The following is a 26,934-nucleotide window of genomic DNA, read 5'->3' on the forward strand; positions in this document are numbered from 1 at the left end:
CTCTAGAAAAAGTAATGGAGGAGCCATGAACCTTTTCACTCATTACGTACATCGAGAAAATCACTGCACTAACATCCTCATGAATTTACTCGCGATGAACAACGCGGTCCTGCTTCGGCCCTTCCTAGAGAGGCTGCTAATAGAGGCAGAGGCGTTTGATTATAACGGGGTGTCTTTTACGCTGTTCGCCGAGCACCCGCCGGCTGAAGTGAAGCCATATGAATTTATAATTGGTATAGCGCCATTTAACCGGAAATTTTCGAAAGAGGAGGCTGCACCAAATCCGGGATCTATCCCAGACGCCTGGATCACGGGTGAAAACTTCTCACTACTCTTGGAGTTCAAGGTCAGTGGCACGCTGAACGATGCACAGTTCACGTCTCATCGTCGCAAGTTATCTCCAGCAGCTAGAGTTGTCGAAGTTACCTGGAGACAGGTCGGTGAGGCTCTGCGAAATCTGCAAGCTGGAGCGGAAACCGCATGGTTGATTAGCCAGTTTTGTGAGGTAATCGAAGATTTAGAATCGCCGCGGCCGTCCTCGGGGATGCCACGACAGATCATTAGTGGGCGCCGAGCGCAGACAAACGAGCCTTTCTTCGTCATTACAGGTAACAAACAGCTTGGCGCATACACTGTGGATGTGGTGCGGCCGGAAGGGGCAGCAAAACGATTGCTCACGAATGGAACCGGCATTCAAGCAAATCGCCGCTGGATTCAGCAGTTCATTCAGTCGAGTGAGAACCCGGGGATTTATCTGGCCGAAGGGGAAGTTGTGATTGATTGCTGCGTCGATCCGGACCGGAAAAAGCCGGCTTGGAATAGCTGGAGATTAGGCTCATTTTAGACCGCTAAAGGTAGCTTTATATGGACAAGCCTTAGAAAGAATAGCAATGAGGGGTGGCTCGGATACAACAAAACTGTCATCCATCTTCCTATAGAAAGGGAAGGATGTTACGGAAGGATATCGTGAAGCAAATAATAGTATGCCCCAGCCTTTTTCCAATCAAAGGTGTGGTCTCGACCCAGCGCAATCGGATCCCCGTACTTTCCTGTATGGTAAACGAGTGTTGCACCTGCGCGAAGTGTATGCCCGTGAGAGACGTTGAAGTCCGCCGTGTCCAAGGAATATTTGTGCTGGACATAGTGAAGGTGATCGGTGATTAGCAAGAAGCGACCGATATTGCAGTGACCGGTATCGATGTATGCTTCGAGGTTTTTTAGATCCGCCACCGCATCATAACGGTTGTTCGGCTCACGGTGGTTCTCTTTTTTGAAGTGTTTCAACTCTATGCAACATTTTACTGTCTTTTTGGAATCAATGACATTTTTAATTTGAATCACGATATCAATGAGAGCCTTCTTTGTATTGCTCTTGGCCAAGAGCGATGAGTAGGTAAACGGAACTTCCATGTCCACCACAAAGAGTTCTTCGGAATAGACACACATCAATTCTCCCAAAGTTTTTAATATGCTGCCAAGTTGCAACTGAACGGATCGTTCGCTTGTGATCTTTAACCGGCCGGAAGCCATCTGGCTCATGAAAATGTCGATCGCCTGGTCAGTAATCAAACGAAGTCGCTCTACCGGCGTTGCTTTAAAGGCCGAAGCATCCTTCAGATGTGTTCCAGTCAAATTCATAGTCTAATCCCTTCCTCAAAATTCCAAGTGTTTTTGAATTAAATTATATCAGATTGAACTGCTAAAAATTGATATCATACTTGTTCTTGTGAATTCCCATAACGGTAAAATAAGCCCCATTTGGGGCTTATTCACATGCAATGCCGTCGTTATCCCGGTCGAGTTTCGTGCTGTATCCTGGCTCTCCTTTGTATAGAGGGGCTTTGCCAGCAGCGCGAACGGCTGCACAGTTTTTGTAATTTACTGAACTGGATAATGGTTTGATTGTGGGTGCAGGAGAAGTTTTAGGTTTTGGACTAGCTGTAACTTTGGGTGCGGAAGAAGAGGTTCTCTTAGGAACCGGAATGATGAATAGGATTCGAGTGCCGTCTTTGATATCCGTCAGCTTATTACCAATCCAGGATCCTGCACCGCGGTTGTCAGAAGGTTTTATGTATGCGATGTGAGCGCCTTTTCCCCCTTCTTTGCACATCGCCATTGGCCACTCATCTCGATCGTAGCCTTTTTTCGTCGGAATGTTTGCTAAGGAAAGATCGCGGTTTAATGCCGCTCCATCTCGGTCAATCGTGCAAATCGCCGATTTTCCTGCAGCAATGGCTTTTTGTATGTGTGCAGCTGTTTCAGGGTATTTTTCGCTTGGAAAGGTAATCGTAAGATCATACTTGGCAACTTCCTTCGCGTTTACAGGCAAAACGATACCTGAAAACAATAGAGCCAGCGATAAAATCATAATAAGTATTCTTCTCATAGGCAATTCACTCCATCGGTCTACGCTTTGGTTAATCTATGCTATGGTTTGCTGATAATGCTCCCAAGCAATTTCATTACGTCTTTGAACGTTTCCTTCGCGCGTGTCGCCTCCAGATTGCTTGTAACCGGTATGATCAGCGTCTTCGATGAAGAATTGCTTAGCCCATTTAGCAAAGGACTCTGGGTCTGGCTGAAACGGAATTGCAAGCGAAGCGACATAGACAAGGGTAGCCTTATTCTTTTTGTGGAAAACCTTCTTACGTAACTTGTGATCCATTTCCATGTGTCGGAAAACTTCTTCAAGGAAAGCAGCAGCATCATTAGCTCTTGCAATCGTTTCTGGAGAAAACTTGTTCTGATAAAGGAGCTCGTTAATGGTCTCTTCTTTAAGGTTCGTTTTGTTGCCTGTCTCCATTAATGCAAGAGCACCAAGTAGTGGCTCCATATGAAGGGAACGTTTAATATGTTCCTCTTTGAAACCGATCTTTGCAAAGTCCATTTTTAGCATGTTGTTGATGCTTGATTGCAGGATTGCGGACATATGCGGACGTTTGAGCTCGGAGGTGGTATGAGCTTCATAGTTATTCCAGCGGTAGAACATTTCATTTTTCAACTCGTCATCCATATCGTAAAGATGAACTTGGAACGCATATCCGAGAATTCTGTTCTGAAAGATTTTCGGGAGATCCTTGAAATAGCAGTCCGAGAGATCAATAAGGATCCGTTCATCTTGTTGCTGGCCAAAGATGTAGGTGCCTTCTTTTAAAGCATACATATTTTTAATAAAATCTCGCTGTGAGTTTAAGCGATTTCCGCCATCAATTACGTTACGATAGAGGGTCTTATTTAGGTTCTTCTTCTGAGCCTTTATCGGGCCCAGTTCAATGTTCATTAAGATGGAGGCAATACCTTCCGAGCGCTTTCGATCATCCCAAGCATCGGTCCCACGCTGCACGGGATCATCAAACTTAAAGATAGATGGACGCTCTACAAATTTAGCCAAGGTCCAGTCTTCTCGTGAAAAATCAATTCCAAACAGCCAGCCGGCTTCATCTAGATCAAAATTTTCTTTTTCGGTTTCCAAAACAAGTTCTTGACAGGTCATGACTCGCAGCTGGTATTTTTCACGAGTAATCATAGGTTAGCCACTCCGTTCAATTAAGATCTATTAGCCTTCCGGTTACGTTTTATATTCTTATAATATACCAGGAGTTGGAAGGCTCAAAATTTTTTTGAGAAAATTTTGATCTGAGAGATAATTGAATAACTTTATAGAAATAGAAAGGGTAGCTCAATTTGCGCTGTTTCAAATTAGCCGATTCCAACCTAAAACCAGGCAGGAATTTCTAGGAGTATAGTGGAAATTTAGTGAAAAAGAATGTCATGCGGGGGGTACCATGGAGATTGCGAGACTCTTTGATCAGGAATTAAATATAGTAAATGAATGGTTTCAACTTACATCTGATGGGTTTTTAAGGAATGACATTATTAAAAAATTAGAAACAAAATACCGTATACATTCCCATAAAAAAGCGTTCACATGTCTTTGTTGCAGTCAGCCTGTGAGTCTTGTCCTTCGTGAGGATTCCCCTCACTTTAGACATCAAGGGGAACGATGTCCAAGTGCAGAAAACTATATAACCCATACCCGGCTTATAGATAATCATGAAAATGGTCAGATTCATCGTGCAGGCCGTGCCATTCTAAAAACTTACCTAGAAGGTCAGTTAAAGATTCGTGGAGTTACAGTACAAGAAGGTTATATGTATCGTTCACAGCTGCGCATTGTTCCGGATTTTATTCTTTCTTTCCCGGATGGTTCCATATGGTCGGTAGACTACGTAACCGGAAAACGTGAAGATGAATCTTACAAAAACTATATCTCAAAACGAACCAAAATATATAGGTCGGCTGGATTTAAGCCTCATTATTTCATTGATTTTTCCTGGATAGCCGATATTCCAGAACGGTCCATCGTCGCTCTTTATTTAGCGGAAATGCAAATGAAAAGCCATTCAAAGGTGGATACTCATTGGAGTGAATTCGTTCAGGAATTCATTGATGTATTTGGCGCGTCATTTGTACTACAAGAATTATTTGGGGTACAACAAAAGAACTTTGACGATCCCGTTTTAGAGTTTGTTGAAGGTAAGGTATACAGTCTAACTTATGTGGATCCCGGGTCGGGAAAAGCTTGGATACACCGAATTATACCCGCTAATCAGAAATTTGGTTATCTGATTCATCGTTCACAAATTCCTCTTGAAAAGGCTGCTTCTCTGAACAACGAATTGAATGAGTTTCAGTGGTGGGCCGATGATGAAACTGAAGATATGAGAAAGGCCCTGGAGCGGCTTACAAACGCTTTTGAAATGCAATCATCACAAATGCTTAACGTAGAATGGAACGAGGTTGCATTAGAAAAAGAGGATCTTTCAAGTGAGATTGCTTTGGACTTTACGTTGGAGGATGAGCACAATCTAGAAAAGCAGACAGTTCCATTCATGGAACTGAAATCTGGCACAATAGAAAATAGAATCAGCTCGATGATGTCCACTACTGATGCTTGGCAGATTTACGATTTTCTCTCTTTAAACAAAGGGAGGATTCCTTCTATAGAACGCAAGGCGATTCGGTTGCGAGCTTTTAACATTATTGGTTTAATAGAAAATCCAAACCAGATATCCGCTGAATTAAGAAAAGCTCTGATTGAAATAGCCACGATCTCTAATTGAAAAAGCCAATAGCCTTGTATAATCTAAAACCAAGAGGTAAAAAGAGCAGGGAGGATATGAATTTGAAACGACGGGAACTCACCCATCCGATACATTTCCATACGGCCATTCTCGACCAGGTACCCGTATTAGTTTTTATGGGCTTGGAGCTCATTGGTACAGGGCGCATACAGTCATTTGAGACCCACGCAAGCGAAGACCTTGAGTTGCAAGCCGACATCGTGACAATTAAGGGAGAGCACTATATCCGTGAACAATGTCGATTTGAATTTTTAACGAAAAAAGCGTCGACAGCCGGTTAAGAGGGACCGTATGCGGCAGAGCACCGCTGCGGGTTCTTTTCTTAGCCGTTGGAGGACGTCCTGTAGCGCTTCCGGACGATGGTAGCTGCGGCCGCAAGCTCTTGCTGCTGCCAGGCCGAGGAGGTTCCTCTGCGACGACGTAGATACTTTCTGGGCTCGCGGGCGGCTGCAGGCGTTGAACGCTGAACAAGACAGACCTGGCCAACGAGTACCGACAGCGGACGAGAAGGCGGCCGGTGACCAAAACAGCGGGAAGCCGAGGAGAGACAGGTGGCGGCCCTGCGTCTCGACGTCGAGCGGCTGGAGAAGGAGCGCTCTGCAGCTGCTGCAGCCCAGGCCGACGCGATGCGCCAGATCCGCGAGCTGCAAGAAGATATCCGCAGGCTGCAGTAATCAAAAGGCGTGGACGAAAAGCCGAAGAAATAAGAGAAGACCGGACGCCGGTAAGCCGGGGGGCGGCCAGCGTTACCGGTCTTCTTCTGCTTTACAGAATAACGACTAACCCTTATTTGATGTGCTGCAGCTTGGCCACGTCGCGAGTATTTTAACTATAAGTTGATCTCCAAAATAAATAAGCGGTTCCGGGCGGCTACAGGAACGATATATAAGGTCGATCCGTACACGCGGGAAATCATACTCGATAGCAACGGTGAGCGAATTAAGATTCGATTTGATTACATAACGAACCATCAAATGAAGTGACGGACGCATTGCGCCGTCGCTTTTTTATATGCATATAAGCACTATTCTTCGTTTTGATACTTAAAAGTATCATTCTAAGGATCTTGGGCGAAACTATTGATTTTCCTATTGTATGCTACCTCAAAAAACTGGGCATTTATGGTACTATGATTGTAAACTCTCGAATTTGGTGTTACTAGAAACGCAGGAAATCTAATTGAAATGAGGTGCGGAATTTGTATCCATATAGGACATACCAGGATCGGCGGCTTCCTTTAGAAAGGGCAGAAATTGGTTGCTTTAATACCGGCGTTTATGTATTGTCCGACGACTTTAGCAGGGTCCTCGGGACTCCCTGGTTAACGGTGATACAGGACGATTATAGTGGGTATGTGCTGGGGATGCATCTTTCAATCGAGGAGCCCAATCTTCGCACTATGTCAGCTGCATTTCACAACATGATCGAGAAAAAGGATTGGATTAAAAGATACGAAAAAATTTCGTGCGAATGGTTAGCGTTCGGTTTACCTGACACGATAATCTGCCCGAAGAAATACGACATAACTCCAATTTGCAATGCGCTTAACATCCAGCTCGATCAGAATATAACTCGCAGAATGAATCGTTGGGCTAAGACATTGCAGGATAATATCTTCTGCCGATTGCCGGGGAACATCCACCTAACAAAGAACGATCGGCGATTTAATCCAGAGAAAAAAGCCTCGTTGCTTATGCGCGATCTTGAAGAGTTGATTGTCATGTACATTGTCGCTGTTCATCACCGTATTTGGAATTCCAACTCCCTTGGCGTACCGACGGAAATATTTAATGAGGGAATAAAGCGTCGTCCGCTCCGTGAGCCGGGCGATCCCGTATGGCGTGAAAAGTTGAATCTCATTGCTAATCACAGCGGTCCGAAAAACGGAAGAGTACGGAGAAGTACCGACAATCTTTGAAACTGAAATTAACCCAACTAGCAAGTTAATCGAAAAGGAGGGAACGAGTTATGGGGTTTACGTGGGTGCGCGTTTCGAATGACTATGTGATGAATCAAGGGGATATCGTCTTTAGGTTACAACACAATGTCAAGGATTTAGGCTGGACCGATTTCTCCATGGACAAAGTAACGGAAAAATCATTTTCATTGCAGGTGCGTAAAGAGAAAAGCGTGAAGTTCGTTAATCTTGGCTACGTATTCAAGATCGGTTCGCCCGAATACGAGGATTCGGATAGCGTTGACCGCCACCTGTGGAACAACATGCAGCACATTGTTAATCGTTCGAATGAAATATTGGATTGCTTATTTGCTTTGACCGGCACGACCCTGATGGATTCGCCTTGGGGCGAAGTGGAGGATATGGATATCTATTTAACCGGCCATATCTTCGACGTACACACGCCATCTCATGGTGGTCTTATGATCAGCAAGGAATACGCCAAATTGTTTCTGAGCCCTGCAGCTCGGCGTTTTGGGAGCACTTTTGAGAATTACCTTTGTTATGAAGAAGACTGTGAGTGGTTCATTCCAGCATATGAGTTGCGTACCTTTTGGCCGTTGATGATTAAGAAAACGGACAAGGACATAAAAAGAAATCCTGAAGCCTACATACTGCAACAAATAGAAGCCTCGTTCCCGGATTACTTAGCCGCATTAAGTATGAAGAAAGCATAAAGATAGGGCGCGCTAACCGGAAAAATAGTAGCTCAGGACGGGAGGTCTGTGACTCATGGCATATGGCCGTAGACGAAGGGAATCACATGAGAAGGATATGGGGTCTTATGTTAAGTTTGCTTGGAACGATGCTATGGAAATTGCCTCCTTCATTGATGAAGAAATTGGCGCTTTGAAAGCCCGCAAATTGTATGAGTCGATCACAGAGGAAAGTCTTCTTAAATTCGAGAAATCGAACCAAGATGGAATAGCGGATTTTATCCAACGGAGTATATCACAACGGCCCGTGTATCTCCGGAAATTCCTGAAAAATGTGAAGCCAGAAAACGTTGAGTTTACTAAAGTCGGTTTCTTAGTCTTGGCGTTGATCGGATGTTTGCGTGCAAAAGATGTTATCGAATTGAGAGATAGATTCCGGTATGTGCTGGCGCCTGGGTCGGGCAATCGAATGACGACAGCTGGGCTATATGCTTTTGCTGGAGAGATAAGTAATATTTTCGAATACACGTTTCCTGATGAACCTTTCACTGCACAGGGGATATATATGTTCGACGATGACGAGGATGACGACGATGCTGAGCAGTAACCAAAAGTCCTCAAAAGACACAAATACAAGAACACATGTTCTTGTATTTGTGTTATAATCCATTTACCGATACCGTTTGACTTTCGGCCGCGGGCCAAACGGTTCATAAATGGAACCCAGGAGGGCGAGTTTTCAAATGGTAAACGAGCTGCAGTTGTTAGTTTTATTTGAGGAGGACACGGTGGAGAAGAATTTCACCGCGTATATACCGGCGATCCGTCTTGGCGCCCGCGGCGATACGCTTGATGAAGCCCGAGAAAACGCAATGGACTTGGCCGCAATGGTGATCGAGCAGGCGAAGGCTGCCGGGCGATCATTACCCAAGGGACGAGCGATCGTAGAGTCCATCACGGTAGCTACCACATAATGAAATTTTCCCGCCCCTGGGCGGTTTTTTTCGTTTATTTGGTGGTTTGTCCGTTAATAATGGAATATAGGAGGGGGGGCTTTACATGGACAATGAAGAGAGAATTGTCGCCGAGATAAACGATGGAAACGTAAAATGGTCTGTCCAGTTATTACATGACATTCTAGGCGCGAGAAACTGGTATAGAGATCAGATGAACCCGGAAGATTGGAAGGAACTATGCACGCTCTTACAAGATAAATTGCTCACCGTGCGAGTGGTGAGACTACCTATCGATGCGGAAATTCCGGACCGTTACGATCCTGATTATGTAGCTACCATGAGTAAACTATCCCATGGCCGGAGCACAGCGTCCAACCAGCTGCTCGATCTTTTATGGATAACTTACAAGTGGCTAGAGCGTAACCATAGAACGGTTAAGCATAATCGAATAAATACAGCCAATTTCTATTTGCCCGACAATGATATTTATGTCCGAGTAGGGTCCGGCGATCCCACTCAAATATTAGTCGATATGCTTACGCCTGGAGCATCTTACTATCATGTTCCAATGTCAGACAATGGTTTTGTCTACATCATTGAGACAACCGATGCTTACAACTCTTCGTACTACGAACATCGCAAAAAACAAAGGGATGAAGCGTTACAACAAGCCGTAGAAAAAATAAATTTTAATTTTCTAAAGTTTTAAGCGAATCCCCGCCGATGGCGGTTTTTCTTTTTTCTAAGGGAGAATTTGTGATAAGCCGATATATTTATAAGTATTAACATGATAGCTAAAACCAAGTGGTAAAAAGCAGCAGGGAGGATATGAATTTGAAACGACGGGAACTCACCCATCCGATACATTTCCATACGGCCATTCTCGACCAACAAACACCCCTCTTTATAATAAGGAGGGGTGTTTGGATAATTAAATGCTGTAATCAATTATAGTTCTATTAGTTTCTTCTATTTGAGATTTAGAAGGCCTTATAGAATCAATTACATCTTCAAAACCATTCTTATAGTTTTTGATCTTACCTAAAAAAATAGTTTGATATTTTTTAATTTCTTTTTCGCCATCAACTCTTGCGTCATAATCGTCATCACCTTCACTATTGACTGTCTTCTGGAGGACTGGGCCATAACCTAAATCGGTTATCTCAGTCCCATTTATAGCCTGTGTTACTTCATATTCTCCATTGGTAAAATAGACGTCCCAATAGGTGCTGTCTAAAACTAATGTTTCAATATCACTTCCCTTTAGACGTGTATAACCTACATGAAGTAAATAATTTTTGGTTTTGTCCCAAAAAGAACTTGTTGTATTCATGTTTTTTTCACTAGTGATTAATGTATATAGATTAGCTTCCGAAATAGCATTATCAAACGTTAAAGTTTTTATTAAAATCTTCTTACTAGAATCTTCATATTTGATATTTATAGGTTGGTCGCTTCCTCTGCCTCTAAAATAATCGCCAGAGTATCCTGATACGAACTCGTTATTTTTAAATATTCCTTTCTGATATTCGTTGTCTATTTCTCCATCCGCATAAAAATATCCTTCCTTGTCAAGAGATGTTGGATATGTGTATATTGATAGAAATGAGCCTTTACCGTTAAATTGATCATTCATCCATTCTCCATTATAAGTGTAATATGTAAAATCATTTTTTTTACTTATCATCTTTCCAATTCCAGATCGTTTCCCGAACTTCCAATCGCCAGCGTATGATTTTCCACCAGGCCATGTGGCGCTTCCTTTACCATAAGGCAACCCATTTTTGACTTCTCCGTAATATGAACCCCCGTTGGAGATTTTAATACTTACTTTAGAAGCCATTTTAGTCGCAGCACTTATACTCGAAGTCAAAAAAACAGTTGATATCGCTACAACAGCAATTACTGCGGGGAGTAGTTTTATCTTCATCATGATTCTCCTCCATAAAATTGATAATTGATTTATATATCGGGATATTATGTCACATACTTAAGGTTTATCGAACTTAATTAAGCCTCTGCCAACCACATAGGAAAGCGGGGGCTTATTTTATGCAAGGGGGGATACCGGCGCACGCCCGAAGAGCATTTTTGATTATATCGGGCAGGGTCACGGCCATCTGCTTTTGCCTTGAGCCAGGCTGGCGAGAGCCAGTTGTAGATGATCTGTTGATGTGATGCAGCTTGGCCACGTCGCGAGTCTGCTTGTAGTACCAGTAGCCGAAGGTCTTCCGGAGCGAGTGGTTCCCGACGCTCTCGATCGCCGGCGAAGTCGGCTGCCTTGTTCAACTGCCTTTGGACTGGGTCGACGAAAGAGTTTTTCCATCAGAGGATGAGGGATCGTAATCTAAGGGATTTAAAGGTGTATACCAATAGCCATCGACCGACTGCATTACACTGATTCTTTAGGACAAAACCCAGCGCAGCAAGTCGCGTTCCTGATTATTCGCGGCCGTCGCGGTCGCCGGTGCCGCCGTTCGATCGTGGCCGGGTGTATCCGGATCGCCGATCGAGCACCAGAGCCGGCCGGAAGCGCGGAGCAGCTGCAGCTCGTTCTCACATGCGATGTTCGCGGCCGCCTTCAGAGCTTGGCCAGATGGGGGGATTAGTGTCAATTTTAAGGGGAGATTAGAGTGTCATTATAATACACTTCTTTTTTTGTTTAAACGCTTTTATATATTAACGCGTTAATACATTAGTACAAAATACGGATTTTGTGCAGTACGACACAGCGTTAAAGTGTTAAAGCGAGCTTAGTCCAGTAACGCCGGCATGAGCTCGCGCTTCTTCCGAGCGCGTGTTCGTGCATACCGGCATTGCGCTGCTGTCGCCGTCGATGATTCCGCCAAGAACGCCTGTATCGACGATCTGCGCCGCGCCGAATCCACGATTCGAGTTCCCGTCCTACATGGCGGCGTACACGTCCCGGGTAGCGAACGCTCCCGGCGTCGCCAAGGCGAACGAGGAGCTGTACTCCCAGCCGGCGTCCGGCCGGGGTAATGACGGTCGCCACCGCGGCGGCTGCGCGGATCGCTTCAGCTCCATTCCGGAAAGCTCGAACCGGTGAAAACGGGGACACTATGGCAAGCGCCCGAGCGATGTTTCCGCATTTCGGGCACGTCCAGCGGATCGTCTGCGGCTTCTTCTTTCCTCCGCTACCCTCGCCTTCCCCTTCCCCCTCTTCGCCCCCGGAAGGAGTCTCCTTGAATGCTCGTTCGTATTGTAGATCGTAATCATGTTTCTGATCAAGAATATCATCTGAATCACATTTTTGATATTTTAACTTTCTATCGGAATCGATATATTCGACTGGAAAATTTCAGGCTCCAAGTTTATTCAGCCTATCCAGGAAAATCGCAATTAAACATCATTATTGAGACAGCAGAACGTATTGAAGCCCCATTACTACTCCTTATAAAATTATTCCATATATCAAATAACTGAACCGGCTTATACATAGCTCAATGTTAAGGGGGAAGCTAAGGTCAAAATTTGAAGTCTTACTCAATCAAAAAAGGGAAAAAATATCAAAGTTTTAATTGTGTAGACAAATTTAATATGGTATTTTTTAATATATATTCGCTTTACCATATCTAAATAGAACACAAAATGAGTTGGAGGGATATATCTGATCTCGATTATGCCGCTGAAAGAGTTCTTAAAATTAGATGCTGACGAACAGGTGGAAAAGCTTATCCGGTGGAAGACGAATTATACGTTGAAAGATATCCGAGATGCTTGGGAATTAAAACACTCCTTTCAGTATTACACGATGCTTAGGAAGCTTGGGATCTATGATCGTGCGGTGAGGAAATCTAATAAATTCCATCCAGATCAACTTGTAGGTAAGAATTCCGTACCTGAAGTGGCGACCCCGGAACTCGAGATCAAAGAACAAAATCCTCCAACTGAATTTAGCTATCAACTCCATGTCTCCCTTACTGGACCAGAAGTAGCCGATAAACTTGATCGACTGGCCATGTTTCTACGGGGAGAGCAGAAACAAGTTAATCTGAAACTCTCTGTGGATGTGACAGGAGAATAATTCAACCTTATAAGGAGGGGATCTTTTGGACAGTAGGAGCATCCCTGTGGCTACTTTCGATGAAATAGATATGACGAAATACAAGGTTCCCATGTTCATCTTGTATGACCTATACACTGAGGAATTCCCTGGGAAGTTCGTTGCACGACTGTTTGATGCAGCAACCCCTACCCCATTCATTATGTTGACGGAGGAGCTTGGCACCATACGCACATACCTGGAGGATCGAGGACGTGTGTGCTTGGGCCGCGACAGTTTGGATCCAATCGAAATTTTGGAGGTTTGGATATAAATGAGATTATATTACCACCTCTCTTGGCAACAGCACGGCTTTCATGTTTTTCTAAGCCATGAGCAATGCGAGAAATTCGACAATCTTGCCCGGTTACTGCCATCGCGCTTCACGGTGAATCCGCGAAAGAATACCGCATCATTAATAAGCGAATGGCCCGCAAATCGTGGGTTATTCTTTGATCAGCTTGCGTCATAAAAATAAAAAACCCGCCATGTAGGAGGGTATCGGTATTCAAGAGGTCATTATTTCGGCCAAATCCTTTGCGTTTGCCCGTGCTTCTTCAAGCGTATCGCCGCTGGCGCCAAGACGGATCGCCGGCACACAGCGTTTCCAAATAATTAATATTGGAAACAACGCATCCGCCCCCTTTTCATACAACACAATATTCAAATGGTGTTCATTCGCCTAAAGCCAAGAGCTTCTCCAATCCTGCAGCAGTTATCATGTATTTGCCCCGAGCATTCCGTTCAGACAAACCTGCTTCAACTAATTTCAAGCAAGCAGGCGACATCGCAGCACTACCCCGATTATCCGCCCATTCATGTCCTTTCTCAGGGAAAGCATAACGGGCAATGTTTGTAGGGCTTACAAATTCTGTCCTCCGGTCACGTAGGACCTTTAAAGCCAGCACTTGCTTTTCGTTCACATCGAATGCCTCCTATAAATGGAATGAACTGATTGCTTAATCGATAATGTCATCGTGCACACCTGGTATTCAATTGTTTCTCCGGAAGCCGCTCTCTGTTCGTGGAGCTGCTTTGCAAGTCTGCGAGCCTTCCGGATTCGATACCGATATTGCCCTTCTCTAATGTGTCCGTTTAAAAATTCAAATCCGAGAGTGATTTCATAGAGTCCTATAAGATGCTCCATTCAATACACCGCCACATTCATTGAATTTCTTCGCCTCGGTAGGCGAGATCCGGTTGCTCCCCGTCCCCGGTTGAGAGAACATCATCTCCGCAATCGTGCTGGCCGGACCTGTTGTATTCTTTCGTCCAAACTTCGCAGCGTGGACACCACATTGTTATGACCTGCATTCCATTAGCCTCCTAAAGTATGTAGTTATTCACGTAAATTGAATCTTGCTTTGGTCCCTGACATTTGAGGAATCATTATTTCCTCTTTAATCGCTGGTACGAATTTTTCTCCGTCCCAAATTTCGAAGGAAATAATACAACTTGAAGAATACTCTTCCGGGCCTGTATCAATCATGAATCCGCCATCCCTAGCAGGAAAAATGTAACCAATCAATCCCTCTTTATTACTCATTTCTAATACACTCTCCTATTCATAGAGTTACAGGGGACTGTTATTTATCTACCTGTGAGCGCACACCTTAAATTTTACGCCATTGATTTGTGCCTTGACGGTCTTTCCCAACGAATTCAATTCCTAAGTCGGCACTTTGCTCAAAAGCCCATCTTCCGAAGAGTGATGGTGTATTAGGAAATGCGTCGCGTATACGAAAGACAGCGCCAGAATCGAGATTGCGAATGTATTCCTTTACCATAACCCACTTCTGCTTGTAGTTGTGTTCGGGAAAAAGCAGATTACGACCATACGCAGTAACTGATGGGAATCCTGCTGCTTTCGACCGACTTTCAATGTCCGCAAATTCTACGTCTGAAAGTTTTATACGAAGTTCCATAAAGCTAATGTCCTCCTTAAATTGCAGGTAAAGGGGAGTACGCCCACTACAGGCATTTTACATTATGAAATTTAGAATGTCAAAACTTTACATTGTACCGAGGGAACTTAATCCCGTTCCCAGTCTAATACTTTATTTTTCAGTCTAATGTTTTATTTTCCTTTAACAACAAAAAGCCGGAGGAATACCCCCGGCTTACCCAGTCACAGCTTCCAACACTGGAAGGCGCATCATTCCGGACTTATAAAATCCGCGATGCTTAACTCTGCATTGGACGAGTGGTTCAACAAACACGAACTGCTTATTCTCACCCACGATAGAACGCCCCAGGCGCGGCCAAACAGCTTTCCGGTGTTCGGCAGTTATCCCAAGCTCCATTGTGCCCAGCGGCTTAATACGGCCATCCTGCGGCGTGCCAATGAGCCATTTATGATCGTCTTTGCCATACCCGGTAATCACGATATTATCGGCGTAGTCGTAATTGATGACCTTTTGCCATGCCCACGACCGGATCCCCTTCCCTCCTGGCTCACAGGGGCGGGAACGGGTCTGGTAAGGGCTATCCCATCTTTTTAAGACGATGCCCTCCAAGCCGGCAGCCTTGATGAGCTCAAAAAACTGGACGGCGCTGCCGTTCATCACCCGCATGCGGCAATAATACTCAGTCTCCGTGAGCTCCTGTTCCAGCAGCTCCAAACGACGCTCTAACGGCAATCCGGTGACATTCTCACCGCGATAGTACAGGATATCGAAGGCGCAGAATTGGATCCGGTGCCTTGCCTTGTGGGATTGAAAGCGGGCCATCATCGCCTCAAAATCTGGATGCCCTTTCTCATCCGTGACAATGAGCTCCCCGTCCAAAATGGTTCCTTTACTGATGGGCGGGTTATGAAGTTCTGGGAAGCGGCTTGTGACGTCGGTATTTTTCGTATAAAGCTTCAGCGTATCCATATTGGAGACGAGCAAGCGAATCCCGTCCAGTTTCAGACTGGCAAAGTAGTCAGGATCGTCGAACGGTTTATTATCGACAGCAGTTTGTAAAAGTATAGGAGGGTAAAACATATTCATCACCACTTTTAATGGTAACACTGCAAATAAGGAAGCGGTAATGGGAGTTGCTGGAGCGGGTTTTTAGCGATTGCGCCGATCGGGTAAAAGAAACAAAGGGGGACTGGTTATGTGCGGAAGATTCACGTTGACGGATGATTTAAAAGAAATCATGGAGACCTTTCATGTCGACCGAAACGAATACGATGGCTACACCAAGCGATATAATATCCCGCCGACAACCGAGATACCCGCGGTGATCACAACGGACGACGAGCGGGTCCTGCGCGGCTTTAAATGGGGGCTCATACCGTTCTGGTCAAAGGACGGTAAAAGCTCTTATTCGATGATTAATGCCCGGGCCGAGACCATCCAGCAGAAGCCTGCTTATCGTAGCCTGCTTGGCCGTAAAAGAATTATGATTCCATGCTCGGGCTATCTCGAGTGGAAAAAGATCGGGTCAGAGAAGCAGCCGTACCTCTTTCAGCTGGCGTCTGGCTCTCCGTTTGGGTTGGCCGGGCTTTATGATACCTGGCGAAGCCCGGATGATGAAATCGTGTGGAGCTGTACGATAATCACGACTGAACCGAATGAACTGGCGGGGAAAATACATGACCGAATGCCAACAATCCTAGATGAAAAGGGGATGGATATGTGGCTTGATCCGGGAACGACGGATAAGGATATTCTTACCTCCCTGCTTGTGCCGTATCCTGCAGACGAGATGAAATCGTTCCCCGTCTCAAAGGCCGTGAATTACGTGAAGAATCAAGGCGAGGATTTGATCAAAGAGGTCGTATTGAATAGTAAATGAAATATTGCCCCTTGACCCGGGGCTTATGCTTTCCTTACCTTTCCATAGGTTTTTTTGGCCCAATAACCCCCCCCTCTTTTTTACAGAGGGGGTCCTACTATTTCATAATAGGACCTGTGTTTTTCGCCCATTGCATGAGTTCTTCTACGGTGTAATACCCGTAGTTGTACTGATTTTGGCTTTGAGGGTTAAGCCAGAATTTAACTTCTTTTTTGTCATCATCTTTCCAGCGTGGAGAGAGAGCAAAATAGCTTTTACCCGCTGCCTGCAAGACCTCGTGAATACCAGTTTCTCTGGCCGTTTTCTGAAGAAGGGCGTGATCCAGATCTTCAGCTTCTATGCTCTGGAGAATCTCCTCTGGCATTAATGAAATTATCGTGAATACCAGGCCAGGATTAGAAAAAGGCCCCAAGCTCTTGCCAAGACCAACAGCAACATCGCCTTTTTTCATATGGGCATAAAGTTTCTCGAGGTGGGCGATCTCCTCTCCCATGGCAACAATGCCAAAGCTACTTTCATCCCAGGCGCAAACCATTTGCCCCTCTTTATGGGGTTGAAGTTCCCTTGAAGCAATTGCTTGGTCGCCGATCGTCGGTTTGTGAAAAACCCAGCTATCCATAATAAGCATGCCAATGGGCAATTCCTTTCTCTTGTTCTCAGGATTGGGGATGCTGGGTTTGCTGAAATAGAGATAATCAGCGTTGCGAATTCTTCGTTTTTCAATGCCAAAGATGTTATCTTTATCTTTGACACCGAGCCTTGAGATAATGCCGGCAATGCCGAATTGGTGTTCGGCTGTAAAGTCGGCACCAAGGTTGATTCCAACAATTTCTTCCTCAAGGGAAATCCAATCACCGTTGTAAGAACGACGCATAGTTGCACTCCTTTTTATGTAATCTGGAACTCAAGCATATCACAAGAAAATGAGCCTTCTCCAATGCTTAATTGCATCTTTCACTGCAGCTACTTCCCTCTCCAAGAGGGTGCTCTACCTTTTGAGCTATACTGTCTTATGGTCCGCAGGCGGGACTTGAACCCTGATCTTTCTCATTACTCAAGGCAAGCGGTGACTTTCTTTCTGCAGACGAGATGAAATCGTTCCCTGTCTCAAAAGCCGTGAATTGAAGAATCAAGGCGAGGATTTGATCAAAGAGTCGTAGTGAATAGTAAATGAAATATAGCCCCTTGACCGGGGGCTCACGGTATCCATGCTGCCTGCTTATGAACGGTCCCCCCTGGATGGGGGGATTATTTTATGGCCGGTACCTGGATGCTGATACTCTCCATCGTTGCCGTGTTATCGCTTGGAATTCCCTTGCCATCCTTCAGGCGGGATTCAATTTCCATCAAGAGCAGGTCTTGTGCATTTTCGCGGACTTCTTCTACGGAATCGCCATGTACGCCCAAGCGCACAGCCGGGATGTACCCGATAAAGTCACCCTGAGCTTTGTCCTCCTCGATCAATAATTGAAAATTAAGACTGGTCTGTTCCATGATTATTCCTCCCAAGATAATAAAATGGTCATGATATCGACTGCACAGGCAGCCTAGTCGGAAAACCGAAGCGGGATCGGCCTGCAGCAGCCGATCAATCGCCTCCGTTCCCCTCAAGGAGTCCGTACTTAGCTTACAGATTTCAGCAAGCGGTCGGATAAGTCACCGCACGTCCTGAAGTCGCAGACACGGCGAAAATCGCCTGTCCATACGTTCAGTACATACAGTGAATCGTGCATACCCGATTTTTTGCCTTCGATCTGCTTCATTCCGTCGAGCCATTCACGCTGGAAGCTCCTGACCTCCTCGATGTTATTGAGGGGAAACAGGTGAGTACCGCAGTCGTAAACGTACCAGGCGTACACGCCGGCGCCGTCACAACGCCGCAGCGTGTTCTTGTCGTTAATCTCGAAATCCTGACGGAATTTCTCCTTCCGGATGATGCTCGAGACAATGCTGCTCATTTGGACAATGAGGGCATCGACGGCTTTCGGAGCTGACGGTTCTTTGAAAATAGACATATGGATTACCTCCTGAAATTTAATCTTTATAGGCGATCACCATCGATCAGAAGAAGGGAATTTGGTCCTCTTTGATGAAGGCGCTAAGCGAATGGGCAATGCCGTCCTTGCTTTTCATGGTGTGGCCGAGCTCTTGTTCCATCTGCTTCAGATACGCCCAATCTTCCGGGAAGAGCTGCGATGTGCGGCTCATTTCGGAGGACGTATTAAAGATGCAGAATTTGCAGGAGCAGCGGCTAACCCATTCATAACAAGGGTGAAGATCGATACCGTAATCCGAGCATAGCTGCCTGACTTCGGTTTTGAGCATAGCCTTGATCGGCTTCAACCAATGCACAAGTCGGTTTTTCCGGCCTGTTGCATGGGCAGAATGAAGCTTGAACACAGGCTTTTCAGCGCGCTCCTTTGATTCTTCGGAACGCTCGCCGGTCAGGAGCAGGATTTTGATGTTATCGAACTGGCGCACCCATTTCGCGTACACATCCCGCTTTAAATACGAAGTGCAGAACCTGCAGGTGGAAGAAGGGAACATCCCGCGCTCGCGGATCCTCTCTTCCAGGCTCAAATCATCCCACAAGACAATAAGAGGAAGATCGAGCTTCTTGCTCATGTACTCCAGATAGCCGTCCGTCTGTGGCCAATCGAACAATTGCCGTTTGGTCTGGTCGTTCGGGTTTCCGTCAACGCGCATGTGAACCAGCTTGATCTTTTCCTTCGGGATTTTGTACCCGTGGAGAGTCACAAGCGCTGTGGCCACGCTGTCAGCTCCGCCGGAGACGTTCACGTGGAATTCATCATACTCGTGGAGCGGGAGCATTTCTAACGGCAGCTGCGGGAGTACAAATGCTTCTGCACCGCGTTTCAAATTCATCACGTTAGCCAGCATAGGCGCCCTCCAATCCCCTAAACAAGGAGAAGAGGTCGTCACCGATGGCGGCCTGCTTCGGATGGAGCGTAAAAGCGCCTTCCGGTGTAAACAGAAGCCCGCCGAGGCCGCTTTCAAAGTTGAACATCATGTTCACCTTGTCGTACCTCAACGGCTCACCTTTCCGCTGTATAGCCTCTGCGAGAGCCTTTCGGTTTTCGGGCAGTGCGGCGTCCTCTGCACAAAAAAATGTGACCTGGTGGGATCGCGCAGTTACCCAACCCCGCGGATTGCTTTTGCGGTTTGGCTTGACCTCTGTTCCCCATGACCCATCAACAATGACGTAATGGCCTTGGTAGCAGCAGGACTTCACGTGAATGCTCCAACAGTCTTTTTGCAGGTAATAATGGACAATAACCTTGTACCCGTTAGAAGACGACATTCAATTTCCTCCTTGTTTTTGGGCAAAAAAAAGCCATGAAAACGCAAAAAAACACCTAATCGGTGTCTTACGTCTCCATGGCAAAATAAGCCCAAATATGAATGTTGCCGATAAACGGCATACCCCTTCTTCGTCGAAAAAGTAGCGACAGAAGAAAACTTTTTGAATCGATAATACCTTCATATTATCTCAGTCTACAAATTTCGTCAATCCAAAAAATGGGGAGCGCAGGGCCAATAACCCCGCGTCCCCCGTCTGATTAGATCTCGAACATATACTGACCTGATTCCGACAAGCACTCCGCCGATAGAGCGAATGGGAATCACTGGATACCGCTACTCCAGGTTCGCCGTAAGTTTGTCCGAAGAAAGAATCACAAGGACGTCTGCAACCATCAATGCAATTTGCGCACCTTTGACCGCCCAACCTACGCCAAAAGCGAAGCCTGCAATCGTAGCCCCCAATTTGGCGACCGTAATAGCCCAACCCCAGAAACTATTAGGCAAGACGGCCTCGACCAGTTTTAGCCACAGTCCGGCGTGGGTAATTCCGTCAGCTACAGCAATGATGCTCGATGCCGTAACGGTTCCCTGCATGATCACAGCGATTGTTGCCGCGACCGAGGACTCGCCCAACACAATTTGCGCCACATTTCTGGCCGCTCCCAAAGAAACGGTTCCAACACTAATACCAACAAGCCCAAGCAGGCCGGTTACTATCGTCAAAATGACACGGGTGGTCTTGTCCTGGCTAAGATCGGACAACTCCTGCTGCGAAAGCTCAAAGTCATTGCTTGCTTGAGAGGGAAGCGGCGCGGGTGTCGAAAAGAAGGATCGCGCAAGCTCCTCATAAGCGCTAAATAAGCTGTAGTTTGGACCAACCAAGGCCCAAGCCTGGTTGCCGTCCACTGGATTGGATATGTGATCGTACATCACAGGTGTTCCGCGATATACAATGAGGCTAAGCCCGCCCGACCGCAGTGTGATCGCACCGGTCCCCGGTTTGTAAGCGCGGTCACCTTGGTAGATGAACGTTGTCGTATCAAAGCCGATTGGATCTGGCGCTGGATCGACGAATAATGGGATTTTGAGGTCACCTTGGCTTTGCATGACAAAGCCATCGATCGGATTAATCAATTCCCCATAACGTGATATCGTGAATAGTTGCTCGAGGCCGCTTGAGTGATTTATCTCTAACTGAAGGTTGCTTCCGTTTCGCGCAAGCCAAAGCTTGGCACCATTTACAACAGCTTGATTTTGGATGGAAAAGAATTGGAATGGAGAGATGAACTCTATAAGTTGGGTATGGTCAACAGCTGCGTAGAGCTCGCTGACAACGTTCGTATCGTCTTTGCCGATCACAAAGTCGTTATTCGCACAGCAGTGAAGGGTTCCATCGATTGAGGTCATGTCAAAGCGCTGGTTCGCATTTCCAGGTCCTGAGGCGACCTGATCCGCTAGAATCATGATCGCGCCAGGCGTCGGTTGCGCGGCCGCCAACTGCAAAACCTTGCCGCTGCCCCTGTTAACCAGCATTCCGTCCGAGGTAATCCCCCATTGCTGATTGTCGTCATTCGCAGCGCTCATCAGTGCCCAGCTAACGCTATCATTGGGGCCAGCCGTCATGAAGCGTCCGGTCCAGCAATTCCTGACATATACGAAATCGGAAGGATAAAACATTTCGAACTTCTGCGTGGCATCGATGTCGTCAGGGTTTGCAAAGGCTAATGAGCTGTTATTCAAGGCCAAGACCTTCGATCCCTGTGTCGCGTTTACGATCTGATCCTTGGCAGTAAAGGCCCATTGCTGGCCTGGCACCGTGGTGTCCTGAGGAGCGAAACGCACCGAGCCATCATCGTCTGCCTGCAATGCGAGCTGCGTCGATTGATTGACCAACAGGATGAATTTACTGTCTACGGCGACTGCAACGCATTTGAATAATTGTGTCCCCCGGCGATGAGGTAACATCGGTTGCCCAACTACCTTGGTACCGGTTGGCGCAAAGCCTAATACCGGCCCACCTGCGCCTTTGTTCCGGAGGAAGAAATAGCTTAGGTAATCCTCGCTTGGCGTTTGGTCCGCACTCTCAATGATAAACTGCTCGTACGGGCCTGCAGTAAACTGGCCATTTACTTTCCCCCCGCCAGAATCCGAGGCATGCGTTACACCGCTGCCGTCCATTCGTAAAAAAACTCCGGGAAATGCGACAGATTCTAAAGCGGTGCTGCCATTCGGTTGCTGTGTCAGACGAAATTTTTCGTATGGACCCGCGGTGTACTGGCAGTTGACGACCCCGCCACCCGGACCTGACGGCTTCGTCACACCGGATCCATCTAGACGCAAGAAAACATTCGTGAAGGCTGTTGACCCAATAGTGATGGAACCGTCGGGTTGTGTGACTACATCGTGGGTCTCCCATGGACCTGCGCCGAACTGGCAATTAACCACTCCGCCGCCTGGCCCAAGAGGTTGGTTCATTCCAGTACCATCAATCCGAAGATAGACATTAGGAAAATTCGCGGAACGAAATTGTTTTCTACTCATTTTTCCACCTCCCAGTAAATTTACCATAATAAGTAAACCTTACTTCTTAAATACGGCTATGTCAATAAATATATTTCCTAATGAAACCCCAATATTTAACCATGTTAACTACTGTGAATTAGATGTCATTGTGGAACTTCTTTAACCAATTCAAGTTGTTTTTAGAAGATAAGTTAGCACGCTAAACGGGGAACGACAATAAAGAGCAAGGGACGCATATGCGCCCCTTGCTCTCAATGTCTTAGTGAACGTTTATGATAATTCACCGCGGCGAAAGCGGACAGACTTGTTTGGCATCCGGTTCCTCCAGAATGGGGCGGTATGCATCTAAAATCGTCTTCGCTTCTTCTTTCGCACCAAGCTTTATTGACTCATCCAAGGCGTGCGCTAGTTCCATTTGCATCTGGCCTATTTTCGTTAGCCTTTGAGCTTCCAACAACTCCAGCACATTGGGAAAGATGTCCTCCGACGTCACAGCCTCCGGATCCCGTCCCACCCGCTTCAACCACAACCCTTGACCATTGGTCATCAACACGCTGTTATCCATTAGTTCGTACTTACGCATTTTATCGTCTCCGTTCACAATTTAATATGAATAACTTCCTATTGCTCGTCGACCAAATCATCGTTGCTGTCATCGTCTACCTCTTCGCTATCTTCATCCATCACCGCGTCAGCGGGATCGGCGGCAACGGGAGCTTCCCCAGCAGCCGGAACGGGTAGCACATCCTCAGCGTATGTTGGCCGGGAATTACCTGTCCTGGCATTGAAGTTAAGAACATGCACGATAACGGAATTGGTGGCGAAAAGCTCGTTCATGACAGTCGTAATCTGGAAGGCGGCCATCTCGTTAGCGATCATCCGCTGAGGTTGATACGGCTCAATGCCGCAGCTGTGAGAAGGCGGGATGGCATCCTTCGCATCGATTGGGTAAACCCCATCGAGCGACGGTAGGATAACCCTTCCCCCCTGCTTCACACCCACAACGACCTGACCAGAATAGCCACTGTCCTGGTGCTCCAAGGTCTCTTCCTCCGACCACTCTTCCTGCGACTTCTGTCCACCCTCCGGCAGATAGACTCCTTCGATGCCGGCGTCGATGTAAATCACATCATCCGTCTTCTCAAAGAAATCATTCATGATCTTTCGAGAGAAGTCATTGTCCACGGCGCCGATCAGAACCTTTTGAATGTGCAGGCCGTTCGCATGCAGGTAATCCGTATGCGAGAACAGGCTTTCCAGCTGTTCAACCGATTCGATATAGGCGTCAGAGTAGGACCCGATCTTGAGCCCGTAGGTGGTGCCGTAGCGCTTCGCCAGTACATCGGCCTTTTTCTTGCCAATGTCGGACGGAATGAACGGCTGACGGAGCAGATTCTTCTGCTCTACCGTGTCAGGATCCGCGAGCATTAGAAACGAACGGACATCATTGAACGCGTACAGCATTTTGGTAAGGCGCTGTACGGCATAGCCACCGTTTCCTCCGCAGCCGATCATGACGATGTAGTAAAGGAGTTTGGAAACACTAGGACGGGCATAGTTCACTTGTGGCTTTGCCTTGTGATAGTCGAGTAGGTTTATCATTGCTAATTACCTCCACATTGGTTCTTTTTTCGATCTGCTGATGGTAACCCGATCATGCCAATGCTTCGGATACTCAGCGGGTTCGAGGCTTTTGACCGCGAACTCCGGGTAATCCCCCTCAATGATTGCACTTGGCTCCAGAGGGATGAAGCGGCCGGCGACGCCTGCGCGGGTGCGAACATTATACGTGATTTCGCGAATCCCTTGCTGCAGGCGCCCGACAACCCCGTAAAGCATCGTTCCAAGTTCGTCGGCATCGTCGATGTCGCTGAAGTACGCCTTCATCGTGTTATGCGAATGAATCTCGGCCACTTTAACAAAGTGGGTCGGGAATTCGGAATAACAGGCATCGACTTTGACCTTGCTCACTTCCTGGAACGGCACATCGAGCACGTAGCGCTTGGTTTCCGTGTCCCAATAGAAAACACCCATGACTTCGACTTCGTGCATGGCGTAATCCGCAAAGAAGGACACGAGTTGAACGAACAGGTTTTCCGGAATTTTCGGGAGATTCAGCTTGAACCCTTCGCGGCAAGGCTCCAATTCCTCTACAACCTCGGCCTTGGCGACGAATACCCCGATCGCGTTCTCACGCACTTCGTAATAGCCGTCGCGGGCAGCCAGGATGTTGATGGGCTCCTTGTTAGCGAACAGGTCCTTGGAACGAAAAAAGAAGCCTTTCAGCCCTTGGCTGAAATAGGCTCCCTTTTTACCTCCGGTAACGATCGGGCAGATGAGATTTTTCTTCTCATCCCAATCCAGCTTGGTCCGCTGTTTGGACAATTCCGGGAAGTCCCTCTCCAGCCGTTTGCGCACAGCCTCAAGGTCGAGTCCGCCGAGTTGCTCCGCATCAAAAAACTTCGTGATGGAAAGCGTGTGCCCCGCATACGCGATGTACGTAGCGTGGTTAAATTCGGGCTTCTTCTCTTCCTTTTTGGCAGGCGCGGCACCGGTGGTGACGGCCGATTTGTTATCGGCCTTGACTTCCGTATTGGCTTGTCCACCCGCAAGCTCGGCTTTGTTGGCCGCAGCTTCATCCGGATCACCGTCATCAGCGAGCGCTGCGCGTTCCTCATCGCTCAATTCGTTCTCTTCTTCGGCATCTTCTTCGCCGGTTTCCTTGCACTCGTCCTCGCAGGCATCTTCCTGACGTTCCTGCTGCCGCTGCTCGCGCAGGCGTTTCGATGCGAGATGGACGACTTTGGTATCGCCCTGCTCGGCTTCGGGTGCCGGGGATTCAGCGGAAGCGGGTGCAGCTTCGGTGCTGGCGGCCGGTTCGGAAGCTGCCGCGGAGCCGGGCGACGATGGATCGCTTTCGGGCGCCTGTGGTTTGGCTTCCTGCTTCGGCTCGGACGGGGCGGAAAACTCTTGGGATCCGCCAAAGTAAGAGAATAAATCAAACTGATCGTTGGTGTTAGACATTTCAAATTACCTCCAGAATTATATTTTTATGAGCTCCAATTGATGCGAGAGGCGGCTTAGAGAGAGTTGGTCAGCTTATTGATCCATTCCTGGAGTCCCAAGCCGGTCTCTTTCAGATACTCGTCGGGGAACGATTTTCCCTTAATCTGTTCAACAAGACCCCGGAACGGCAATTTGCTTGTATTCGACCCTGCATAGTAGCAGTCCGAATTAGGCGAATTGAAAAACAGTTCGGGGATAGTTGCCAGTTGGGAAACCCGCTCGATCGACGGCAGCTTTTGACTGCCCCAGCATACCGAGAACGTATTGGCGACGTTGGTGTAGGGATAAAAATAGACCTTCGATTCCTCGTTGGGAATGAGTTGGTCCTCCAGCGCAGCCATGTACACGTTGGTAATGGCCATGTTTTTTTCACGCACCGTCAACTCGAAACCGACAATTAGCCTCGGGAATGGAACATCCTCGATCTTCGCTTCGTGATAAAACACTTCGCGGCGATGAGGGGGGATTTCCAGGAAGACGTTACGCCTCGCCGGACCCTCCGAATAGTAGATCGCATTCCGTGGCAAAAGGGGCGTCTTGATGGCCGCGTAATCGAGGGACTGAATCACCGCTCGCGCAACAGTCTCGTGAGTGTAGGTGCCTTCCCCCATGCTCACGCCATCATGAAACTCCTCGATCGTCGGCAAGCCGTGATCGCGGATGACGATAACCACTTTCGATCCGGTTTCTTTTTCCAATTGAGCAGCTGTAGTCATGCCGCCACTTCCTCTCGTTTTGTTCTTATTACCGCCTGGTCTAGCGCGCTGTTCAACATAGTCAGCATGGTATCGTAGGAGAATGGATCGTCTGCGGTCAGCGAAAGGCTGAGATTTCCGCATTGGTCCATAATGTTCGAGAACACCACATTTACATGGTCTTCCAGCGACACGTCCACCACGATTCCGAGACGGTCATAGACCATCTTCGCCAACTTAACGCTCCGCAGCCCGTTGACAATTTGCTCACGCCTGGCGCGGATCAGCTCGCGTACCTCATTCCGAATTTTCACCATTGATGACAGAAGCGGCGAATACAAGCCGTACTCACCCGTGACCGTGATGTAAAAACAGTTGCCGGCCATCGTGCCATTCATCTCGAACTCGCCGAAGTAATCGTCGTCTTTCGAGAGCATGGCGTTAAAGCGATTGATGTACTGGCCACGTTCAGCATCACGCAGAAGCGGGTAAAACGCCTGAAGCTCCGGGAGAGGAATGCGGTAGGTATTCTCGGATGTACCCCACCCATTCAGCACCTCGCTCACATGAACGATCTCACCGAAGATCAGCTTCATGCAATCCCAAAAGACCGGTCCCTGCCCTGCGAATTCGTGGCAGAAGAAGTTGATGGGATTTTTCACAACGTCAACACCCGCATCATGCGTGATTTTGACGAGTGTAAAGGCGTCATACGTCGCCTGCATCTGGCTGATCTGCTCCTGATACATGTACGATTGTTCCAA

At 47.2% G+C, this 26,934-nt stretch carries 32 protein-coding genes and 2 pseudogenes; 12 read left to right on the top strand and 22 right to left on the bottom strand.

From position 1 onward, the window contains the following. Positions 1 to 25 precede the first annotated feature (25 nt). Entirely contained in the window at positions 26 to 844 is an 819-nt protein-coding gene (locus ACLBWT_RS18555; RefSeq protein WP_447664616.1) for a hypothetical protein, read from the top strand. 107 nt (positions 845 to 951) lie between these two features. Here ACLBWT_RS18555 and ACLBWT_RS18560 read toward each other — a convergent pair whose 3' ends face one another. The 4 genes and pseudogenes from ACLBWT_RS18560 to ACLBWT_RS18575 form a co-directional block, all read right to left on the bottom strand. Further along, positions 952 to 1,638 carry a hypothetical protein gene (locus tag ACLBWT_RS18560; RefSeq protein WP_447664617.1) on the bottom strand — a complete coding sequence of 229 codons (687 nt, stop codon included), beginning with the start codon at positions 1,636 to 1,638 and terminating at the stop codon, positions 952 to 954. Between the two features lie 127 nt (positions 1,639 to 1,765). Beyond that, positions 1,766 to 1,996 (bottom strand): excalibur calcium-binding domain-containing protein, encoded by a 231-nt coding sequence (locus ACLBWT_RS18565; protein ID WP_447664664.1) that lies wholly within the window; start codon positions 1,994 to 1,996, stop codon positions 1,766 to 1,768. Beyond that, positions 1,979 to 2,386: pseudogene (locus ACLBWT_RS18570) on the bottom strand (NucA/NucB deoxyribonuclease domain-containing protein); the annotation flags it as partial. The gene ACLBWT_RS18565 and the pseudogene ACLBWT_RS18570, both read right to left, overlap by 18 nt. 36 nt (positions 2,387 to 2,422) lie before the next feature. Continuing rightward, positions 2,423 to 3,526 (bottom strand): hypothetical protein, encoded by a 1,104-nt coding sequence (locus ACLBWT_RS18575; protein WP_447664618.1) that lies wholly within the window; start codon positions 3,524 to 3,526, stop codon positions 2,423 to 2,425. A 259-nt stretch (positions 3,527 to 3,785) separates the two neighbouring features. Between ACLBWT_RS18575 and ACLBWT_RS18580 the strand changes: the two genes are divergently transcribed. From ACLBWT_RS18580 to ACLBWT_RS18615, 8 genes are all read left to right on the top strand, one after another. Continuing rightward, entirely contained in the window at positions 3,786 to 5,123 is a 1,338-nt protein-coding gene (locus ACLBWT_RS18580; RefSeq protein WP_447664619.1) for a hypothetical protein, read from the top strand. Between the two features lie 62 nt (positions 5,124 to 5,185). Beyond that, positions 5,186 to 5,425 carry a hypothetical protein gene (locus ACLBWT_RS18585; RefSeq protein WP_447664620.1) on the top strand — a complete coding sequence of 80 codons (240 nt, stop codon included), beginning with the start codon at positions 5,186 to 5,188 and terminating at the stop codon, positions 5,423 to 5,425. Positions 5,426 to 5,695: 270 nt separating this feature from the next. Further along, positions 5,696 to 5,818, top strand: a complete 123-nt coding sequence (locus ACLBWT_RS18590; protein WP_447664621.1) for a hypothetical protein — start codon at positions 5,696 to 5,698, stop codon at positions 5,816 to 5,818. 725 nt (positions 5,819 to 6,543) lie between these two features. Next, on the top strand, positions 6,544 to 7,062 hold the full coding sequence (locus ACLBWT_RS18595) for a hypothetical protein (RefSeq protein WP_447664622.1): 519 nt from the start codon (positions 6,544 to 6,546) through the stop codon (positions 7,060 to 7,062). Between the two features lie 50 nt (positions 7,063 to 7,112). Then, the gene (locus ACLBWT_RS18600) at positions 7,113 to 7,778 is read left to right on the top strand and encodes a DUF7007 domain-containing protein (RefSeq protein WP_447664623.1); all 666 of its coding nucleotides are present in this window, start codon (positions 7,113 to 7,115) and stop codon (positions 7,776 to 7,778) included. Between the two features lie 55 nt (positions 7,779 to 7,833). Next, positions 7,834 to 8,364, top strand: coding sequence for a hypothetical protein (locus tag ACLBWT_RS18605; protein WP_447664624.1), 531 nt, complete (start codon positions 7,834 to 7,836; stop codon positions 8,362 to 8,364). A gap of 136 nt (positions 8,365 to 8,500) precedes the next feature. Next, on the top strand, positions 8,501 to 8,731 hold the full coding sequence (locus tag ACLBWT_RS18610; RefSeq protein ID WP_447664625.1) for a type II toxin-antitoxin system HicB family antitoxin: 231 nt from the start codon (positions 8,501 to 8,503) through the stop codon (positions 8,729 to 8,731). An 85-nt stretch (positions 8,732 to 8,816) separates the two neighbouring features. Then, entirely contained in the window at positions 8,817 to 9,422 is a 606-nt protein-coding gene (locus ACLBWT_RS18615; RefSeq protein ID WP_447664626.1) for a hypothetical protein, read from the top strand. 222 nt (positions 9,423 to 9,644) lie between these two features. On the opposite strand, the gene ACLBWT_RS18620 is transcribed toward ACLBWT_RS18615, so the two are convergent. Then, a complete protein-coding gene (locus tag ACLBWT_RS18620) occupies positions 9,645 to 10,646 on the bottom strand; it encodes a hypothetical protein (protein ID WP_447664627.1) in 1,002 nt (333 codons plus the stop codon). Between the two features lie 223 nt (positions 10,647 to 10,869). Further along, a pseudogene (locus ACLBWT_RS18625) lies at positions 10,870 to 11,008 on the bottom strand (tyrosine-type recombinase/integrase); the annotation flags it as partial. A gap of 508 nt (positions 11,009 to 11,516) precedes the next feature. Here ACLBWT_RS18625 and ACLBWT_RS18630 point away from each other — a divergent pair. Beyond that, entirely contained in the window at positions 11,517 to 11,780 is a 264-nt protein-coding gene (locus ACLBWT_RS18630) for a hypothetical protein (RefSeq protein WP_447664628.1), read from the top strand. A 573-nt stretch (positions 11,781 to 12,353) separates the two neighbouring features. Then, a complete protein-coding gene (locus ACLBWT_RS18635; RefSeq protein ID WP_447664629.1) occupies positions 12,354 to 12,758 on the top strand; it encodes a hypothetical protein in 405 nt (134 codons plus the stop codon). 526 nt (positions 12,759 to 13,284) lie between these two features. Here ACLBWT_RS18635 and ACLBWT_RS18640 read toward each other — a convergent pair. The 5 genes from ACLBWT_RS18640 to ACLBWT_RS18660 all read right to left on the bottom strand — a co-directional run bounded on the left by ACLBWT_RS18640 (position 13,285) and on the right by ACLBWT_RS18660 (position 15,763). Continuing rightward, on the bottom strand, positions 13,285 to 13,443 hold the full coding sequence (locus ACLBWT_RS18640; protein WP_447664630.1) for a hypothetical protein: 159 nt from the start codon (positions 13,441 to 13,443) through the stop codon (positions 13,285 to 13,287). Between the two features lie 7 nt (positions 13,444 to 13,450). Further along, on the bottom strand, positions 13,451 to 13,699 hold the full coding sequence (locus tag ACLBWT_RS18645) for a hypothetical protein (RefSeq protein WP_447664631.1): 249 nt from the start codon (positions 13,697 to 13,699) through the stop codon (positions 13,451 to 13,453). Between the two features lie 416 nt (positions 13,700 to 14,115). After that, complete coding sequence (locus ACLBWT_RS18650; protein WP_447664632.1) at positions 14,116 to 14,322, bottom strand: hypothetical protein; 207 nt, start codon at positions 14,320 to 14,322, stop codon at positions 14,116 to 14,118. Positions 14,323 to 14,389: 67 nt separating this feature from the next. Beyond that, positions 14,390 to 14,701: a hypothetical protein gene (locus tag ACLBWT_RS18655; protein ID WP_447664633.1), complete on the bottom strand. Its 312-nt coding sequence runs from the start codon at positions 14,699 to 14,701 to the stop codon at positions 14,390 to 14,392. 195 nt (positions 14,702 to 14,896) lie between these two features. Continuing rightward, a complete protein-coding gene (locus ACLBWT_RS18660) occupies positions 14,897 to 15,763 on the bottom strand; it encodes an ATP-dependent DNA ligase (protein ID WP_447664634.1) in 867 nt (288 codons plus the stop codon). A gap of 115 nt (positions 15,764 to 15,878) precedes the next feature. Between ACLBWT_RS18660 and ACLBWT_RS18665 the strand changes: the two genes are divergently transcribed. Continuing rightward, positions 15,879 to 16,562, top strand: coding sequence for an SOS response-associated peptidase (locus ACLBWT_RS18665; protein ID WP_447664635.1), 684 nt, complete (start codon positions 15,879 to 15,881; stop codon positions 16,560 to 16,562). A 97-nt stretch (positions 16,563 to 16,659) separates the two neighbouring features. Here ACLBWT_RS18665 and ACLBWT_RS18670 read toward each other — a convergent pair whose 3' ends face one another. The 11 genes from ACLBWT_RS18670 to ACLBWT_RS18720 all read right to left on the bottom strand — a co-directional run bounded on the left by ACLBWT_RS18670 (position 16,660) and on the right by ACLBWT_RS18720 (position 26,934). Beyond that, positions 16,660 to 17,436 carry a hypothetical protein gene (locus ACLBWT_RS18670; RefSeq protein ID WP_447664636.1) on the bottom strand — a complete coding sequence of 259 codons (777 nt, stop codon included), beginning with the start codon at positions 17,434 to 17,436 and terminating at the stop codon, positions 16,660 to 16,662. Positions 17,437 to 17,810: 374 nt separating this feature from the next. Next, a complete protein-coding gene (locus ACLBWT_RS18675) occupies positions 17,811 to 18,056 on the bottom strand; it encodes a type II toxin-antitoxin system HicB family antitoxin (protein WP_447664637.1) in 246 nt (81 codons plus the stop codon). A gap of 128 nt (positions 18,057 to 18,184) precedes the next feature. Further along, positions 18,185 to 18,577 carry a hypothetical protein gene (locus tag ACLBWT_RS18680; protein ID WP_447664638.1) on the bottom strand — a complete coding sequence of 131 codons (393 nt, stop codon included), beginning with the start codon at positions 18,575 to 18,577 and terminating at the stop codon, positions 18,185 to 18,187. Positions 18,578 to 18,623: 46 nt separating this feature from the next. After that, the gene (locus tag ACLBWT_RS18685; RefSeq protein WP_447664639.1) at positions 18,624 to 19,463 is read right to left on the bottom strand and encodes a phosphoadenosine phosphosulfate reductase domain-containing protein; all 840 of its coding nucleotides are present in this window, start codon (positions 19,461 to 19,463) and stop codon (positions 18,624 to 18,626) included. Next, on the bottom strand, positions 19,453 to 19,884 hold the full coding sequence (locus tag ACLBWT_RS18690; RefSeq protein WP_447664640.1) for a hypothetical protein: 432 nt from the start codon (positions 19,882 to 19,884) through the stop codon (positions 19,453 to 19,455). The genes ACLBWT_RS18685 and ACLBWT_RS18690 overlap by 11 nt, the downstream gene beginning before the upstream one ends. Positions 19,885 to 20,219: 335 nt before the next feature. Beyond that, positions 20,220 to 22,427, bottom strand: a complete 2,208-nt coding sequence (locus tag ACLBWT_RS18695) for a hypothetical protein (protein ID WP_447664641.1) — start codon at positions 22,425 to 22,427, stop codon at positions 20,220 to 20,222. A 262-nt stretch (positions 22,428 to 22,689) separates the two neighbouring features. After that, complete coding sequence (locus tag ACLBWT_RS18700) at positions 22,690 to 22,992, bottom strand: hypothetical protein (RefSeq protein ID WP_447664642.1); 303 nt, start codon at positions 22,990 to 22,992, stop codon at positions 22,690 to 22,692. A 38-nt stretch (positions 22,993 to 23,030) separates the two neighbouring features. Beyond that, positions 23,031 to 24,011, bottom strand: coding sequence for a ThiF family adenylyltransferase (locus ACLBWT_RS18705; RefSeq protein ID WP_447664643.1), 981 nt, complete (start codon positions 24,009 to 24,011; stop codon positions 23,031 to 23,033). Positions 24,012 to 24,017: 6 nt separating this feature from the next. After that, positions 24,018 to 25,433 carry a hypothetical protein gene (locus ACLBWT_RS18710; RefSeq protein WP_447664644.1) on the bottom strand — a complete coding sequence of 472 codons (1,416 nt, stop codon included), beginning with the start codon at positions 25,431 to 25,433 and terminating at the stop codon, positions 24,018 to 24,020. Positions 25,434 to 25,489: 56 nt separating this feature from the next. Then, positions 25,490 to 26,191, bottom strand: coding sequence for a hypothetical protein (locus ACLBWT_RS18715; RefSeq protein WP_447664645.1), 702 nt, complete (start codon positions 26,189 to 26,191; stop codon positions 25,490 to 25,492). Beyond that, positions 26,188 to 26,934 (bottom strand): hypothetical protein, encoded by a 747-nt coding sequence (locus tag ACLBWT_RS18720; protein WP_447664646.1) that lies wholly within the window; start codon positions 26,932 to 26,934, stop codon positions 26,188 to 26,190. Before ACLBWT_RS18720 ends, ACLBWT_RS18715 begins: the two co-directional genes overlap by 4 nt.

This window comes from Paenibacillus sp. D51F (assembly GCF_053345695.1).